At 71.1% G+C, this 1,508-nt stretch carries 1 protein-coding gene; it reads left to right on the plus strand.

Annotation, left to right across the window (positions count from 1 at the left end; genetic code table 11):
* Positions 1–66: 66 nt before the first annotated feature.
* Positions 67–1,260, plus strand: a complete 1,194-nt coding sequence (locus KGQ19_RS48560; protein ID WP_212022421.1) for an ROK family transcriptional regulator — start codon at positions 67–69, stop codon at positions 1,258–1,260.
* Positions 1,261–1,508 lie beyond the last annotated feature (248 nt).

The following is a 1,508-nucleotide window of genomic DNA, read 5'->3' on the forward strand; positions in this document are numbered from 1 at the left end:
CGACCCGCCCGACCCGTCCGGCCCGTCCGGCCCCCGCGACCCGACCGAAGAAGGAGCCCGCGAGACGTGGAGTCCGCCTGGAACCGCAGCGTCCTGCGCACCAACAACGAGCGGCTCCTGCTCGACCGGCTGCGCGCCGACGGCGCCACTTCCCGCGCGGAACTGGCCCGGCTCACCGGCCTGTCCAAGCCGACGGTGTCCACCGCCCTGGGCCGGCTCGAACACGGCGGCCTGGTCCGCGAGATCGGCAAGCAGGCGATGGCCGGCCGCGGCCGCTCCCCGGTCCTGTACGAGGCAGATCCCACCGCCGGCTACGCCATCGGCGTGGACGTCGGCCGCAGCTGGATCCGGGTCGGCATCGCCGACCTGGACGGCACCGTGGTCGGCCGCAGCGACTGCCGCAACGAGGCCGCGGACGCCGACGGCATCGTCGACACGATCGTGGCCCAGGCGCACCGCGCAGCCACCCAGGCCGCCGTCGACTGGCCGCGCATCCTGCACACCGTGGTCGGCAGCCCGGGCGTGATCGACGCCGCGACCAACGAACTACGCTACGCGGTGAACCTCCCGGGCTGGGGCCGCCGCGAGGTGACGGACCGCCTGGCCGCCTCACTGGGCACCGGCCTGGAAGTCCTCAACGACGCCAACCTCGCCGCCCTCGGCGAACACGCCGCAGGCTCCGGCCGCGACTGCCGACTGTTCGTCTACCTCCACATCGGCACCGGCCTGGGCTCCGGCATCGTGGTGGACGGCAAACTCTTCCCCGGCGCCCACGGCGCGGCGGGCGAAGTCGGCTACCTCCCCTACGGCCCCTACAACGAAGACCGCGCCCGCACCCGCGGCCTACTGGAAGACGCGGTGGCCGCCGACTCAGTCGTGGCCATCGCCCGCGAGTCAGGCATGGCCGACGCAACCTCCGCGAAAGACGTGTTCCTGGCAGCACGCGCAGGCAACGCAACCGCGCTGGAAGTAGTCCGCCGCGAGGCCGAACGCCTGGCCCACGCGGTCGCCTCGATCGCCGCGGTCATCGACCCGGAACTGATCGTGCTCGGCGGCGGCATCGGCGACAGCGCGGACCTGCTACTGGAACCACTGCGAGCAACGCTGGACAAGATGACGCCGCTGGTCCCGGAACTGGCGGCCTCGGTACTCGGCGCCAACGCGGTGCTGGAAGGCGCGCTGGCCTCGGGGGTGCGCACCGTGCGCGGACTGGTTTTCGAGGCCTGGCAAGGAGCACAGGAAAGCGCGGGGGCGAGCTGAGCCGCCTCGGCGCTTTCTCCCTCTCCCCTGCTAGTGCCGTATCCGGGGTACGAGTGGCAGGGCTTTGGCTTGTGGCTTGCGGTTGGCGTTTTGGTTAAAGGCGATTTTTACGGAACTACCCAGTATTGACTAATCACGGATCGAGACGCAGTTCGCTGTGCCACGCGGTTTGCGTTGGCGGGCGGCGGTTGTGGTGGTGGTTTCGCGCGGGTCCGAGTCACTGCGCACGCGTTGGGCTGGCGGCAATC

Origin of the sequence: Catenulispora pinistramenti, from assembly GCF_018274385.1 — a bacterium.
Taxonomy (GTDB): Bacteria; Actinomycetota; Actinomycetes; order Streptomycetales; family Catenulisporaceae; genus Catenulispora; species Catenulispora pinistramenti.